Annotated in this window: 12 protein-coding genes and 1 pseudogene; 10 read left to right on the top strand and 3 right to left on the bottom strand. The window is 62.8% G+C overall.

Translation table 11 applies throughout. The features are described 5' to 3' along the window. Positions 1-55 precede the first annotated feature (55 nt). The 7 genes from dapF to ACK3SD_RS16720 all read left to right on the top strand — a co-directional run bounded on the left by dapF (position 56) and on the right by ACK3SD_RS16720 (position 8,005). Entirely contained in the window at positions 56-880 is an 825-nt protein-coding gene (gene dapF, locus ACK3SD_RS16750) for a diaminopimelate epimerase (protein ID WP_481126226.1), read from the top strand. Continuing rightward, positions 877-1,581 carry a DUF484 domain-containing protein gene (locus ACK3SD_RS16745; protein WP_137764660.1) on the top strand — a complete coding sequence of 235 codons (705 nt, stop codon included), beginning with the start codon at positions 877-879 and terminating at the stop codon, positions 1,579-1,581. Before dapF ends, ACK3SD_RS16745 begins: the two co-directional genes overlap by 4 nt. Further along, positions 1,578-2,501: a tyrosine recombinase XerC gene (xerC, locus tag ACK3SD_RS16740; RefSeq protein ID WP_481126225.1), complete on the top strand. Its 924-nt coding sequence runs from the start codon at positions 1,578-1,580 to the stop codon at positions 2,499-2,501. The genes ACK3SD_RS16745 and xerC overlap by 4 nt, the downstream gene beginning before the upstream one ends. After that, positions 2,501-3,217 (top strand): 5-amino-6-(5-phospho-D-ribitylamino)uracil phosphatase YigB, encoded by a 717-nt coding sequence (gene yigB / locus ACK3SD_RS16735; protein ID WP_481126224.1) that lies wholly within the window; start codon positions 2,501-2,503, stop codon positions 3,215-3,217. The genes xerC and yigB overlap by 1 nt, the downstream gene beginning before the upstream one ends. An 87-nt stretch (positions 3,218-3,304) precedes the next feature. Further along, the gene (gene uvrD / locus ACK3SD_RS16730; RefSeq protein ID WP_481126223.1) at positions 3,305-5,467 is read left to right on the top strand and encodes a DNA helicase II; all 2,163 of its coding nucleotides are present in this window, start codon (positions 3,305-3,307) and stop codon (positions 5,465-5,467) included. Between the two features lie 379 nt (positions 5,468-5,846). Continuing rightward, the gene (gene corA / locus ACK3SD_RS16725) at positions 5,847-6,797 is read left to right on the top strand and encodes a magnesium/cobalt transporter CorA (RefSeq protein WP_137764656.1); all 951 of its coding nucleotides are present in this window, start codon (positions 5,847-5,849) and stop codon (positions 6,795-6,797) included. 131 nt (positions 6,798-6,928) lie between these two features. Further along, positions 6,929-8,005, top strand: coding sequence for an AbrB family transcriptional regulator (locus tag ACK3SD_RS16720; protein WP_481126222.1), 1,077 nt, complete (start codon positions 6,929-6,931; stop codon positions 8,003-8,005). On the opposite strand, the gene rarD is transcribed toward ACK3SD_RS16720, so the two are convergent. Together rarD and ACK3SD_RS16710 are read right to left on the bottom strand one after the other, a co-directional pair. After that, complete coding sequence (gene rarD / locus ACK3SD_RS16715; RefSeq protein ID WP_481126221.1) at positions 8,002-8,889, bottom strand: EamA family transporter RarD; 888 nt, start codon at positions 8,887-8,889, stop codon at positions 8,002-8,004. The genes ACK3SD_RS16720 and rarD overlap by 4 nt on opposite strands. 79 nt (positions 8,890-8,968) lie before the next feature. Further along, positions 8,969-9,439, bottom strand: coding sequence for a thioesterase family protein (locus ACK3SD_RS16710; RefSeq protein ID WP_481126220.1), 471 nt, complete (start codon positions 9,437-9,439; stop codon positions 8,969-8,971). Between the two features lie 189 nt (positions 9,440-9,628). Between ACK3SD_RS16710 and pldA the strand changes: the two genes are divergently transcribed. The 3 genes and pseudogenes from pldA to rhtC all read left to right on the top strand — a co-directional run bounded on the left by pldA (position 9,629) and on the right by rhtC (position 13,101). After that, positions 9,629-10,507, top strand: a complete 879-nt coding sequence (pldA, locus tag ACK3SD_RS16705; protein ID WP_481126219.1) for a phospholipase A — start codon at positions 9,629-9,631, stop codon at positions 10,505-10,507. Positions 10,508-10,573: 66 nt separating this feature from the next. Continuing rightward, positions 10,574-12,403 (top strand): ATP-dependent DNA helicase RecQ, encoded by a 1,830-nt coding sequence (recQ, locus tag ACK3SD_RS16700; RefSeq protein WP_481126218.1) that lies wholly within the window; start codon positions 10,574-10,576, stop codon positions 12,401-12,403. A 78-nt stretch (positions 12,404-12,481) separates the two neighbouring features. Beyond that, positions 12,482-13,101, top strand: a pseudogene (rhtC, locus tag ACK3SD_RS16695) (threonine export protein RhtC). Positions 13,102-13,165: 64 nt separating this feature from the next. Here the strand turns inward: rhtC and rhtB are convergent. Next, entirely contained in the window at positions 13,166-13,786 is a 621-nt protein-coding gene (gene rhtB / locus ACK3SD_RS16690; RefSeq protein ID WP_481126217.1) for a homoserine/homoserine lactone efflux protein, read from the bottom strand. Positions 13,787-13,854: the final 68 nt, after the last annotated feature.

The following is a 13,854-nucleotide window of genomic DNA, read 5'->3' as shown; positions in this document are numbered from 1 at the left end:
TGCCGGCAGGATCACATCAGGCGTCCGGGATAGCCGGCAGCCAGCGGAGTAAAATATGCAGTTCTCCAAAATGCATGGGTTAGGCAACGACTTTATGGTGGTCGATGCCGTTACGCAGAACGTCTACTTCTCGCCTGAGCTGATCCGGCGCTTGTCCGATCGCCATACCGGCGTGGGGTTTGACCAGATGCTGGTGGTGGAGCCGCCTTACGATCCCGATCTCGATTTCCACTACCGTATCTTCAACGCCGACGGCAGCGAAGTGGCGCAGTGCGGCAACGGCGCGCGCTGCTTCGCCCGCTTCGTGCGCCTGAAGGGGCTGACCAACAAACGCGACATCCGCGTCAGTACCCAGACCGGCCGCATGGTGCTAAGCGTCACGGAGAATGATGACGTCTGTGTCAACATGGGCGAGCCGATCTTCGAGCCGCAGCAGGTGCCGTTCCGCGCCGCCAAGGCGGAGAAGACCTACATCCTGCGGGCGGCGGAGAAAACCGTGCTATGCGGCGTGGTTTCGATGGGCAACCCGCACTGCGTGTTGCAGGTGGAGGATGTGCAGACCGCCGAGGTGGAGACGCTGGGGCCGGTACTGGAGAGCCACGAGCGCTTCCCGGAGCGCGCCAACATCGGCTTTATGCAGATTGTCAGCCGTGACCACATCAAACTGCGCGTCTTCGAACGGGGCGCGGGCGAAACCCAGGCCTGCGGCAGCGGCGCCTGTGGGGCGGTGGCGGTCGGCATCCTGCAAGAGAACCTGGCTGAAAATGTGCGCGTCGATCTGCCGGGCGGCAGCCTCGACATCCGCTGGAAGGGGCCAGGGCATCCGCTCTACATGACCGGCCCGGCCACCCACGTCTACGATGGATTCATTCATTTATGAGTAATATAGAGGAGCCAGTGGCCGCCGTCGCTGAACTGGACGATGAGCAGGTGCTCAGTTACCTGCTGCAACATCCCGACTTCTTTATCCGCAACTCCCGTGCCGTAGAGCCGATCCGTGTGCCGCACCCGGTGCGCGGCTCGGTGTCGCTGGTGGAGTGGCAGATGGCGCGCCAGCGCAATCGCATCCAGCTGCTGGAGGAGGAGATCACCCTGCTGATGGAGCAGGCGGCGGTCAACCAGTCGCTGTTCAGCCGGCTGATCCAGTTGCAGGCCGAGCTGGCCGAGGCCAGCAGCCTGCAAGAGATGCTGGATCGCTTGCACCGCTGGGCGCGTAGCCTCGGGCTGGCGGGCGCGCACATCCGCCTGTTCGCCGACAGCTGGAAAATCGGTGCCCCCTCTGACTTCACCCACCTCGGGCTGGCGCGCACGGCGTTTGAGTCGTTCCGCATCCCGCGTATGGGCGAAGATAACCACTTTCTCGGCGGCCTGACCGGCCCGGAACTGCTGCTGCTGTTGCCGCAGGCGAAGCAGGTCGGCTCGGTGGCGCTGTCACTGATGGGTGCGCAAGGCGAGCTGGGGATGGTGATCTTCAGCAGCCGCGACGCCCAGCACTACCACCCCGGCATGGGCACCGTGCTGCTTGACCAACTGGCGCGGATGCTGCCCGGCCTGCTGGAACGCTGGATCGAACGCGCATGACCGCCCCTGACGCCGCCCTGCCGCTGGCGCTCACCGTGCCGGTGGAGCGCTTTTTGCGCCATCTCCAGCATGAGCGGCGGCTCAGCCCGCTGACAGTCAAAAACTATCGCCACCAGCTGGCGGCACTGATGGCGCTGGCAGCCAAGGGCGGCCTTGCCGATTGGGCGCAGCTCGACCCAACGCGGGTGCGCGCGCTGGTGGCCAACAGCAAGCGCGGCGGGCTGGAGAGCGCCAGCCTGGCACTACGGATGTCGGCGTTGCGCAGTTTCCTCGACTGGCTGGTGAGCCAGGGCGAACTGCCGGCCAACCCGGCCAAAGGGATCTCGACGCCGCGCACCGCGCGCCACCTGCCGAAAAATATGGATGTGGATGAGGTGGATCAACTGCTGGGCATCGATCTCAGCGATCCCCTGGCGATCCGCGACCGGGCGATGCTGGAACTCATGTACGGGGCCGGGCTGCGTCTGGCGGAAACCGTCGGCATCGACTGCCGCCACATTGATTGGGTGGGCGGCGAAGTGTGGGTACTGGGCAAGGGCAGCAAGGAGCGCAAGGTGCCATTCGGCCAGACCGCGCTGCGCTGGCTGGAGCAGTGGCGCGCGCTGCGTGACCAGTTCAACCCGCAGGATGACGCGCTGTTCCTCTCCAAGCTGGGCAAGCGCATCTCGGCGCGCAACGTGCAGAAGCGCTTTGCCGAGTGGGGCATCAAGCAGGGGGTGAACAGCCATATCCACCCGCACAAACTGCGCCACTCCTTCGCCACCCACATGCTGGAGTCGAGCGGCGACCTGCGCGCGGTGCAGGAGCTGCTGGGCCACGCCAACCTCTCCACCACCCAAATCTATACCCACCTCGACTTCCAGCATCTGGCGTCGGTCTATGACGCGGCGCACCCGCGAGCCAAACGAGGAAAATCCTGATGATTGTCTATCGTCCGCTGAAGGCCATTGCGGCCCTGACCTTTGATTTGGATGACACCCTGTATGACAACGGGCCTGTGATCCGCCGTACCGAGCAGGAGTCGCTGAAGTTTCTGCGCGCCTATCACCCGCTGCTGGCGGAAGTGGAATCGGCCCACTTCCAGCAGTTGCGGGCCGAGCTGCGCCGGCAGGAGCCGGAGATCTACCACGACGTCACCCAGTGGCGCTGGCGCGCCCTGCACCTCGGCCTCTCCCGGCTGGGGCTAAGCGAGGCGGAAGCCAGCGCCGGCGCGGATGAGGCGATGAGCCACTTTGCCCACTGGCGCAGCCAGATTGAGGTGCCGCAGGAGACCCACGACACCCTGAAGGCGCTCGGCGAGCGCTGGCCGCTGGTGGCCGTCACCAACGGCAACGCCGATCCCGCGCTGTTTGGCCTCGGTGACGCCTTCCAGTTTGTGCTGCGCGCTGGCCCGCATGGCCGCGCCAAGCCGTATGAGGATCTCTACCACCGCGCCGCGCAACAGCTTGATCTGCCGCTGGGCAGCATCCTGCACGTCGGCGACGACCTGACCACCGACGTCGCGGGCGCGGTGCGTTGTGGTATGCAGGCGTGCTGGATCAACCTGCGGCAGGCGAACCTGATGACCCACCCCGAGGCTCGCCTGTTGCCGCATATCGAGATTTCGCGGTTGGCATCGCTGACAGCATTGCTATAATCCTCTGCAACTACTCTGTATATATCTCCAGTGAAATGCCGCGCCGCGAGGCCCGGCCTTTCCCGCTGACCAGACCCGACGGTGCCTATGGACGTTTCTGACCTGCTCGACAGCCTCAATGATAAACAACGCGAAGCCGTGGCGGCGCCACGCAGCAACCTGTTGGTGCTGGCCGGTGCGGGCAGCGGCAAAACGCGGGTGCTGGTGCACCGGATCGCCTGGTTGCTCTCCGTGGAGAACTGCTCGCCTTACTCCATTATGGCGGTGACTTTCACCAACAAGGCGGCGGCGGAGATGCGCCACCGTATCGAACACCTGATCGGCACTAGCCAGGGCGGCATGTGGATCGGGACCTTCCACGGGCTGGCCCACCGCCTGCTGCGCGCCCACCACATGGACGCCAACCTGCCGCAGGATTTCCAGATTCTCGACAGCGAAGACCAGCTGCGCCTGCTGAAGCGGCTGATCAAGGCGATGAATCTGGATGACAAGCAGTGGCCGGCGCGTCAGGCGATGTGGTACATCAACGGCAAGAAAGATGATGGCCTGCGCCCGCAGCACATTGAGAGCTATGGCAATCCGGTGGAGCAGACCTGGCTGCGCGTCTATCAGGCGTACCAGGAGGCGTGCGACCGCGCCGGGCTGGTGGACTTCGCCGAACTGCTGCTGCGCGCCCATGAGCTGTGGCTCAATAAGCCGCACATCCTTAACCACTACCGCGACCGCTTCACCAACATTCTGGTGGATGAGTTCCAGGATACCAACCGTATCCAGTACGCCTGGATCCGCCTGCTGGCGGGCGATCAGGCCAACGTGATGATCGTCGGTGACGATGACCAGTCGATCTATGGCTGGCGCGGCGCGCAGGTGGAGAATATCCAGCGCTTCTTGCAGGACTTCCCGAAGGCAGAGACCATCCGCCTCGAGCAGAACTACCGCTCCACCAGCAATATCCTGTCGGCGGCCAACGCCCTGATCGCCAATAACAACGGCCGCATGGGCAAAAACCTCTGGACAGAGGACGCCGAGGGCGAGCGCATCTCGCTCTACTGCGCCTTCAATGAGCTGGATGAGTCGCGCTTTGTGGTCAACCGCATCAAGACCTGGCAGGAGAATGGCGGCGCGCTGAATGATTGCGCCATCCTCTACCGCAGCAACGCCCAGTCGCGCGTGCTGGAAGAGGCGCTGTTGCAGGTGTCGATGCCCTACCGCATCTACGGTGGGATGCGCTTCTTCGAGCGGCAGGAGATCAAGGACTCGCTGGCCTATCTGCGCCTGATCGCCAACCGCAATGATGACGCCGCCTTTGAGCGCGTGGTCAACACGCCGACGCGTGGCATTGGCGACCGCACCATTGACGTGGTGCGCCAGACCGCGCGGGAGCGCCAACTGACGCTGTGGCAATCCTGCCGCCTGCTGTTGCAGGAGAGGGCGCTGGCGGGCCGTGCCGCCTCGTCGCTGCAACGCTTCCTTGAGCTGGTGGATGCGCTGGCGCATGAAACCAGCGAGATGCCGCTGCATGTGCAGGCTGACCGGGTGATCAAGGACTCCGGCCTGTGGATGATGTATGAGCAGGAAAAAGGCGAGAAGGGGCAGGCGCGCATCGAAAACTTGGAGGAGCTGGTCAACGCCACCCGGCAGTACAGCTACCAGGATGAGGATGAGGATTTAATGCCGTTGCAGGCGTTCCTCTCTCACGCCGCGCTCGAGGCGGGCGAGGGGCAGGCGGACGCCTATCAGGACGCGGTACAGCTGATGACCCTCCACTCCGCCAAGGGGCTGGAGTTCCGGCAGGTGTTCATTGTCGGCATGGAGGAGGGGATGTTCCCCAGCCAGATGGCGCTCGACGAGGGCGGTCGGCTGGAGGAGGAGCGCCGGCTGGCCTACGTCGGCGTGACGCGCGCGATGCAGAAGCTGACCCTGACCTACGCCGAGACGCGCCGCCTGTATGGCAAAGAGGTGTTCCACCGGCCGTCGCGTTTCATCGCCGAGCTGCCGGAGAACTGCGTGGAAGAGGTGCGGCTGCGCGCCAGCGTCTCCCGCCCGGTCAATACCCGCCGCATGGGCGCGCCGGTGGCGCAGAGTGACAGCGGCTACAGCCTCGGCCAGCGCGTGCGCCACCCGAAATTTGGCGAGGGCACCATCATCAACCTCGAGGGCAGCGGCGATCACAGCCGTTTGCAGATCGCCTTCAATGGCGAAGGGGTGAAGTGGCTGGTGGCGGCCTACGCCCGGCTCGAGACAGTCTAAGCCCACGCCCGCCCGCCGTTGCGCAGGCGGGCGAGTGCCGCCTTTTTCACCCGCCGCACGTTGTTGCTTTGTTGCACATTAACTGGGGTGCGGCGGTTGACAGACTTTTTCGTCTCAGCGTAACATGCGCGCACTATTCTTAAATGAGGACCTTTGCCTTGGACACACCCAGTAGATACTGGCTCATGAACCTGTTCATTAGGTACAACTTCTAAGGCTATCCTCCTTGCTGATGGCCTTCGTGGTTGTCAGCGACCTCCTGTTTGTCGCACTGAGTCAGGCCCTATGGCGGTTTGAAACACGCCGGTGCCTCATCGCCCACTCTGTTTCCGTGTTCCATTGCGAACCTCTGCTTGTCATCACAAGGGAGCCATCGCCTATGCTGAGCGCATTCAAATTAGATAACAGCCGCTTATCCCGTTTAGAGTTGGATGACTCGAACGACCTCACCACATCGCTTTGGGTTGATTTGATTGAACCCGACGTGGAGGAGCGCGACAAAGTCCATACTGAGCTGGGGCAGAATCTCGCCACCCGCCCGGAGCTGGATGACATCGAGGCTTCCGCGCGTTTCTTCGAAGATGAGGATGGCCTGCATATCCACTCCTTCTTCTATTATGAGGATGCCGAGGATCACGGCGGCAACTCCACCGTCGCCTTTACCGTCCGCGACGGGCGTCTCTACACCCTGCGTGAGCGCGAGCTGCCAGCGTTCCGGCTCTACCGGATGCGCGCCCGCAACCAGATGCTGATCGACGGCAACGCCTACGAGCTGCTGCTCGACCTGTTCGAAACCAAAATTGAGCAGCTGGCGGATGAGATTGAGAACATCTACAGCGACCTGGAGAAGCTGAGCCGGGTGATCATGGAGGGGCAGCAGGGCGACGAGTATGACGAGGCGCTCTCCACCCTGGCGGTGCTGGAAGATACCGGCTGGAAGGTGCGGCTCTGCCTGATGGACACCCAGCGCGCGCTGAACTTCCTGGTGCGCAAGGCACGCCTGCCAGCCGGCCAGCTGGAGCAGGCGCGTGAGGTGCTGCGCGACATCGAATCGCTGCTGCCGCACAACGAGTCACTGTTCCAGAAGGTCAACTTCCTGATGCAGGCGGCGATGGGCTTCATCAACATCGAGCAGAACCGCATCATCAAGATCTTCTCGGTGGTCTCTGTGGTGTTCCTGCCGCCGACGCTGGTGGCCTCCAGCTACGGCATGAACTTTGAGTTTATGCCGGAGCTGAAGTGGTCATTCGGCTATCCGGGCGCCATCGGCCTGATGATCCTGGCCGGATTGGCCCCTTACCTCTACTTTAAGCGCAAAAACTGGCTCTGACGCCTCCGCACTCCCCGCCACGGCGGGGAGGCCCTCCCGCCATAGTGTGATTTTCCGCACGCTTTCTTCCCCTTTTTGTCCATAACCGACGTAGAATAGTGACTCGGTTGTTAACAAATTGTAGAGAAGTCATGTTGCTGAAACGCATCTCTCCCGCGAGTCAGTGGGGCCTGCTGCTGCTGCTCTCCCTGATACTGGGCTTCGGCCTGCAAGCCTTCCACCTGCCAGCGGCGCTGCTACTGGGGCCGATGATTGTTGGCGTGGTGATGGGGCTGGGCGGCGCGTCTATCCGTATTCCCTCCCTCTGTTTCAAACTCTCCCAAGGCGTGCTGGGCTGCATGATTGCCCAAAGCCTGTCGCCCGGCATCCTGACGCCGCTGCTGGCGGACTGGCCGATTGTGATCGGCGCGCTGGTGGCCACGCTGCTGGCGAGCGGCCTCTCCGGCTGGCTGTTGGTGCGTTTCAGCGCCCTGCCGGGGCCGACCGGTGCCTGGGGCTCCTCGCCCGGCGGCGCGTCGGCAATGGTGGCGATGGCCGGTGACTTTGGCGCGGACGTGCGGCTGGTGGCCTTTATGCAGTACCTGCGTGTGCTGTTCGTCGCCACCGCTGCCGCCGTGGTGGCGCGCATCGGGCTGGGGGATGAGGCTGGTCAACACGCGGCGGCGCTGGTCTGGTTCCCGTCGCTGGATTGGCGCTTCCTTGGCACGCTGGCGATCGCGCTGGCGGGCATTGTGCTGGCCCCCCGGCTGCGCATCCCCTCTGGCGCACTGCTGGTGCCAGCATTAATGGGCGCGGGCGTGCACTCCAGCGGGCTGATGACCCTCCAGATCCCAGAGTGGCTACTGGCGATAGCCTACGCGCTGATTGGTTGGACGGTGGGGCTGCGCTTCACGCGTGACATCGTGCTGCTGGCGCTGCGCACCCTGCCGCAGATGCTGGTGTCAATTATTGGGCTGATGGTGGTATGCGGCGTGATGGCATGGGGGATGACCAAGGTACTGCCGGTTGATCTGATGTCGGCCTATCTGGCCACCAGCCCCGGCGGGCTGGATACCGTGGCGATCATCGCCGCCGGCACCAAGGTGGATATGTCATTCGTGATGGCGATGCAGACGCTGCGGCTACTCACCATCCTGTTCACCGGCCCGGCGATGGCGCGCTTCATCTCGCGCCACGCCGGCAAGCCGCCAAAACAGGCGCTACGTTAACGCAGCTTGCGCTGGGTGTAGAGTGCGTCGAGGGTGAACAGCAACAGGCCGCTCCAGATAAAGGCGAAGGTGACCAGCTTGTCATTGCCGATGTGCTCGCCGTAGAAGGTCACCGCCAGCACGAACATCAGCGTCGGGCCGAGGTACTGGAAGAAACCGAGCGTCGAGAGGCGCAGGCGGGTGGCGGCGGCGGTGAAGAACAGCAGCGGCACGGTAGTGACCACGCCCGCCGCCACCAGCAGCAGGTTGAGCGACATGGGGTTGGCGGTCAGGTGGCTGGTGGGGGTGTCGGCGATGCCGAACAGGTAGATCACCGCCGCTGGCAGCAGCCACAGGGTCTCCACCAACATCCCGGTCTGGGCGTCAATGCCGATCTTCTTGCGCAGCAGGCCATACAGCGCGAAGCTGAAGGCCAGCCCCAGCGCAATCACCGGCAGCGAGCCAAACTGCCACAGCTGCACCAACACCCCACAGATCGCCAGCGCCACCGCCAGCCACTGCATTCGGCGGAAGCGCTCTCCCAGAAACAGCATCCCAAGCAGCACATTTACCAGCGGGTTGATAAAGTAGCCGAGGCTGGCCTCCAGGATATGGTGGTTATTCACCGCCCAGATAAACAGCAGCCAGTTGCAGCCCACCAGCAGCGCGGTCAACGCCAGCATCAGCAGCCGCTTCGGCTGGTGCATCACGGCCCGCACCTTGCCCCAGTTGCGGCTGACGGAGAGCAGGATCAGCATAAAGAAGAAAGACCAGACAATGCGGTGGGTGAGGATTTCACCCGGCGTCACCTGTTGCAGCAGTTTGAAGTAGGCCGGGGCGATGCCCCAGATAAAGTAGGCACCGAGGGCAAAGAGAATGCCCTGGCGGGTCTGTTTCGCATCCATGTTATTAACCTAAAAAAAGAAAACAGCGAGTGTACCGGAGTGGCAGGCGCTTTTCCTGACGGCGCGCAACCTTGCGGCATCAGCCAATCAGGTAGGTGGCGGTGGCGCTGGCAATGTGCAGATCCGCTTGGTTATGCAGCTCCACGCGGGCGACCGCCACCTTGTTGCCAGCGCGCAACAGGGTGCTGGTGGCGCGGAACTGCTCGCCGCGTCCGGGGCGCAGGTAGTCGACCCGCAGGTCGATGGTGCCCATTTTGGCGAGCCGTTGGCGCAGTGCGGTTTCGCTCTGGTTCTCGTGGCGCAGCAGCACGCTGCCAACGCAGCACAGCCCGGCGGCCACATCCAGCACCGAGGCGATAACGCCGCCATGCAGAATATGTTGTGCCGCGTTGCCCACCAGTCGCGTCTGGTTGGCGAAGGTCAGCACCACCTGCTCTTCATCAAAGCAGGCCAGCTCCAGCCCCAGCTCGCGATTGAAGGGCATGTCATACACAAAGATGTTGCCAATCAGCCGGCGGGCGGCCTCGGGCGTCAGGGGCAGATCAGACATACAGGTTCCTTGGTCAGCGCCGGAATGCGGCGCGGTTAGGTTAATTTATTGTGGATTTTATGCTTCGCATTTGTTGCTTTCCAGCCCGGCGCGGATAAATCGAAACACCGCTGATCGCCGCCGTGATTTGTGTGTAAAATGGCCTGCCTTTTTGTTGGCGGTCTATTTTAGGATTTTTTTGGAGGGGTTATGCGCGGTTATTGGGGAATCGGGATGGCGCTGCTGGCAGCACCGGCCCTGGTTCAGGCGGAAGAAGCGACAGTTAAACAGATCCATGATTACCCCACTGTGCGTGGCAGCGTCATTGCCAGCATGTTGCAGGAACATGATAACCCGTTTACGCTCTATCCTTACGAAACGAACTATCTGTTGTATACCTATACCGATAAGATAAACACCAAGGCCATTCAGACCTACGACTGGGCAGACAACGCCCGCAAAGATGAGGTAGAGTTCCAGCTTAGCCTGGGCTTCCCGATCTGGCGCGGCATTGCCGGGGACAACTCGCTGCTGGCGGCCTCCTACACCCAGCGCTCATTCTGGCAGCTCTCCAACAGTAGTGAATCGTCACCGTTCCGTGAAACCAACTATGAGCCGCAAGTGTTCGTGGCCTGGGCGACGGACTACTCCTTCGCCGGCTGGACACTGCGTGAGGTGGAGACCGGCTTCAACCATGACTCCAATGGCCGCTCCGATCCCACTTCGCGCAGCTGGAACCGTATCTACGCGCGCTTTATGGCGCAGCACGGCAACTGGCAGGTGGATCTCAAGCCTTGGTATCGCATCCCGGAGAGCGACAGCAATGACGATAACCCGGACATCACCAAATACATGGGCCACTACCGCCTGAAGGTGGCGTATGCCTGGGGCGACAGCGTATTCAGCATCAACGGCCGCTACAACTGGAACACCGGTTACGGCGGGGCGGAGGCCGGGTGGAGCTACCCGCTCACCCGCCATGTGCGCTTCTATACGCAGGTCTTCAGCGGCTATGGCGAATCGCTGATTGACTACAACTACAAGCAGACGCGCGTCGGTGTCGGCATCATGCTGAACGATATTTTGTAAAACGCGCGTGCGCATCATCACCGGCCGGCAGGCTTCCTGCCGGCTCGCAGAACGTTGGGGAAACGAGTGTCTACGGCGGCAGTAATCAACAAAGCGTTGCTGGCAGAGCAGGTGTTGCGTGACACCTTCGGCTACCAGCAATTCCGTCCGGGTCAGCAAACCATCATCAACACCGCGCTCGAAGGGCGCGACTGTCTGGTGGTCATGCCCACCGGGGGCGGCAAATCCCTGTGTTACCAAATCCCTGCCTTGGTTATGGATGGCCTGACGCTGGTGGTCTCGCCGCTGATCTCTCTGATGAAAGATCAGGTGGACCAGCTGCTGGCCAACGGCGTGGCGGCGGCGTGCCTCAACTCCAGCCAGACGCGGGAGCAGCAGTATGAGGTGATGACCGGCTGCCGCAACGGGCAGATCAAGATGCTCTACATCGCGCCAGAGCGGCTGATGATGGACAACTTCCTCGACCAGTTGCCGCAGCTTAACCCGGCGCTTTTGGCGGTTGACGAAGCGCACTGTATTTCCCAGTGGGGGCATGATTTCCGCCCCGAATACCGTGCGCTTGGGCAACTGAAGGCGCGTTACCCGAATCTGCCGGTCATCGCCCTGACAGCGACGGCCGACGAAGCCACGCGCAATGACATCGTGCGCGGGCTGGCGCTCCACGATCCGCTGGTGCAGATCAGCAGCTTTGACCGTCCCAACATCCGCTACACGCTGGTAGAGAAGTACAAGCCCCTCGACCAGCTGTGGCGCTTTGTGCAGGATCAGCGTGGCAAGAGCGGCATCATCTACTGCAACAGCCGGGCGAAGGTGGAAGACACCGCCGCCCGCCTGCAAGCGCGCGGCCTCAGCGTGGGGGCTTATCACGCCGGGCTGGAGAGCGAGCGGCGCGCGCAGGTGCAGGACGCCTTCCAGCGCGATGACTTGCAAGTGGTGGTGGCGACCGTGGCGTTCGGCATGGGTATCAACAAGCCCAACGTGCGCTTTGTGGTGCACTTTGACATTCCGCGCACCATCGAGGCCTACTACCAAGAAACCGGCCGCGCCGGACGTGACGGCCTGCCAGCCGAGGCGATTTTGCTCTATGACCCGGCCGATATGGCCTGGCTGCGCCGCTGTCTGGAGGAGAAACCCGCCGGGCCGCAGCAGGACGTGGAGCGCCACAAGCTGAACGCGATGGGCGCTTTCGCCGAGGCGCAGACCTGCCGCCGGCTGGTGCTGCTCAACTACTTTGGCGAGGGGCGGCAGACGCCATGCGGCAACTGCGACATCTGCCTCGATCCGCCGAAGCGCTATGACGGCCTGCTCGATGCGCAAAAGGCGCTCTCCGCCGTGGCGCGCGTCGGCCAGCGCTTTGGTATCGGCTATGTGGTGGAGGTGCTGCGTGGGGCCAATAACCTGCGTATCCGTGAAAACGGCCATGACAAGCTGACGATCTATGGTATGGGCCGTGACCAGACCACCGAGCATTGGGTCAGCGTCTATCGCCAGCTGATTCACCTCGGCCTGATCAGCCAAAACATCGCGCTGCACTCGGCGCTGCAACTCACCGAGGCGGCACGTCCGGTGCTGCGCGGTGAGACGCCGCTGCAACTGGCGGTGCCGCGCATTCAGGCACCGAAGGCGCGCAGCAGCACGCCGAAAAGCTACAGCGGCAACTATGACCGTAAGTTGTTCGCCAAACTGCGCAAGCTGCGCAAATCGATCGCTGACGAGGCCAACGTGCCGCCCTATGTGGTGTTCAACGACGCCACGCTGCTGGAGATGGCCGAGCAGATGCCAGCCTCGCCGGGCGAGCTGCTCAGCGTCAACGGCGTCGGCCAGCGCAAGCTAGAGCGCTTTGGCGCGCCCTTCCTGCAGATGATCCGCGACCATATCGACAACGACGACGAATGACCCCTCGAGGACGATGGCGGGAACCTCCGCCATCGCCTATGATGGCGCGATATTTCCGCCTATCTGGGAGTTGTACTGATGTTCATGCTGTTTTTCACTGTTGCGCTGGTGCATCTGGTGGCCCTGATCAGCCCCGGCCCGGACTTCTTCTTTGTTTCCCAAACCGCGGCCAGCCGCTCACGCCGTGAGGCGATGATGGGGGTGATTGGCATCACCCTGGGCATCGTGATCTGGGCAGGGGTGGCGCTGATGGGACTGCACCTGTTGCTGGAGCGGATGGCCTGGCTGCATCAGGTAATCACCGTCGGCGGCGGCCTCTACCTGCTGTGGATGGGCTGGCAACTGCTGCGCGCCGCCCGCGCCCGGCAGGGGAACCCGCCGCGGAGGCACCCGTCGCCTTGCCGGCGCGCGGCCGCACCTTTATGCGCGGCTTTCTGACCAACCTCTCCAACCCGAAAGCGGTGATCTACTTCGGCAGCGTCTTCTCGCTGTTTGTCAGTGACAGCGTTGGCAGCGCCGAGCGCTGGGGGCTGTTCGTGATGATCATTGCCGAGACGTTCGCCTGGTTCTCCATCGTGGCGATGGTGTTTGCCCTGCCGATGATGCGCCGCGGCTACCAGCGGCTGGCCAAATGGATCGATGGCGTCGCGGGCGTGCTGTTTGCCGGTTTCGGCATCCATCTGATCATCTCCCGTTAACCTTTCGCGGTTAGCATCCATAAAAAAGGCAGGCGCATGGCCTGCCTTTTTTCCAACGGGGCGTTTACGCCTGACGCGCGGTAGTCAGCAGCGCCGCAACCAGCACAAACAGCGAGCCGAAAATGCGGTTGAGCAGCGCCATCTGCCTGGGCGACTTGAGCCAGCCAGCGATGCGGCGGGCGAGGGTGGCGTAACCAATCATCACGATGATGTCCACTGCCACAGTCGTGACGCCAAGGATCAGGTACTGCGCGGCCTGCGGCTGGTGCGGCACAATGAACTGCGGGAAGAGGGCGGCGAGGAACACGATGCTCTTTGGGTTGGTGAGGTTGACCAGCACCGCCCGGCGGAACAGCTGGCGGCGCGGCATACTGCCGGCCAGCGCGTGCAGATCCATCGCGCCCGCGGCGCGCCACTGTTGGATGCCCAGCCACACCAGATAGGCGGCACCGAGCCACTTCAGCAGCTCAAAGGCCAGCAGCGACTGCGACAGCAGCGCGCCAAGGCCCACGCCCACCAGCAGGATGTGGCTGGCCAGCCCCAGTTGCAGGCCGGCGATCGAGGCGGCGGCCCCGCGGTAGCCGTGGCTGATGCTGGTACTCATGGTGTTGATCGCTCCCGAGCCGGGCGATAGGCTGAGGATAAGGGTTGTTAGCAGGTAGGTTAACCACCACTCCAAGGTCATCGGCAATGCTCCCTGATTGCGCTGTTTTGTGCCACAATACGCTATTGCCGGAGGTTAAGCTATGGCCG

It is taken from the genome of Chimaeribacter sp. YP20170169 (assembly GCF_056739715.1).
The sequence above is the reverse complement of the archived record's forward strand: the minus strand, read 5'-3'. Positions and strand labels throughout refer to the sequence as shown.

Bases quoted from the DNA above. Each gene is read 5' to 3' on its own strand.
- rarD (WP_481126221.1), bottom strand. From the start codon at position 8,889: ATGGATGCGAAACAGACCCGCCAGGGCATTCTCTTTGCCCTCGGTGCC.
- ACK3SD_RS16745 (WP_137764660.1), top strand. From the start codon at position 877: ATGAGTAATATAGAGGAGCCAGTGGCCGCCGTCGCTGAACTGGACGAT.
- uvrD (WP_481126223.1), top strand. From the start codon at position 3,305: ATGGACGTTTCTGACCTGCTCGACAGCCTCAATGATAAACAACGCGAA.
- ACK3SD_RS16710 (WP_481126220.1), bottom strand. From the start codon at position 9,439: ATGTCTGATCTGCCCCTGACGCCCGAGGCCGCCCGCCGGCTGATTGGC.
- dapF (WP_481126226.1), top strand. From the start codon at position 56: ATGCAGTTCTCCAAAATGCATGGGTTAGGCAACGACTTTATGGTGGTC.
- yigB (WP_481126224.1), top strand. From the start codon at position 2,501: ATGATTGTCTATCGTCCGCTGAAGGCCATTGCGGCCCTGACCTTTGAT.
- ACK3SD_RS16720 (WP_481126222.1), top strand. From the start codon at position 6,929: ATGTTGCTGAAACGCATCTCTCCCGCGAGTCAGTGGGGCCTGCTGCTG.
- xerC (WP_481126225.1), top strand. From the start codon at position 1,578: ATGACCGCCCCTGACGCCGCCCTGCCGCTGGCGCTCACCGTGCCGGTG.
- rhtB (WP_481126217.1), bottom strand. From the start codon at position 13,786: ATGACCTTGGAGTGGTGGTTAACCTACCTGCTAACAACCCTTATCCTC.
- pldA (WP_481126219.1), top strand. From the start codon at position 9,629: ATGCGCGGTTATTGGGGAATCGGGATGGCGCTGCTGGCAGCACCGGCC.
- corA (WP_137764656.1), top strand. From the start codon at position 5,847: ATGCTGAGCGCATTCAAATTAGATAACAGCCGCTTATCCCGTTTAGAG.